The organism is Neisseria sp. HMSC056A03 (genome assembly GCF_001815685.1).
Lineage (GTDB): Bacteria > Pseudomonadota > Gammaproteobacteria > Burkholderiales > Neisseriaceae > Neisseria > Neisseria subflava.
On record NZ_KV821649.1, the window covers coordinates 1 to 412 of the forward strand.

Sequence of the window (412 nt, forward strand, 5' to 3'; positions counted from 1 at the left end):
CAAATTAAATTGAGCTTGAGCATTTCCTTGTTTCGCAATTTGAAGTGTTTCCTTAAAATCCGGTACATCATTTGCCAAAACCGCTTGCGCCAAGCCCAAAGATAACAGGGCTACCATCATTTTTTTTAATAATTTATTCATTTTAAAATCTATTACTTTCAAATTATTGTTTCTGTTTTATCCTAGTTTTTTCAGACGGCCTTTAGTAAAAATTCAATATCCTGCCTGATTCAATTCGCGATAAGTATCACAACCTTGTTGTAACCCATTATCACAAGCCTTACCAAACCACTCTTTGGCAATCTTATAGTTCTGACGAACACCTTGCCCATTGTAATATCTCACACCCAAATTAAATTGGGCTTGAGCAACCCCTTGTTCTGCAGCCTTGCGAAACCACTGCACTGCCTGT

General features: G+C 37.4%; 1 pseudogene. It reads right to left on the bottom strand.

Going from position 1 to position 412, the window contains the following annotated elements:
- Positions 1-213 precede the first annotated feature (213 nt).
- Positions 214-412, bottom strand: a pseudogene (locus HMPREF3052_RS09255) (SEL1-like repeat protein); the annotation flags it as partial.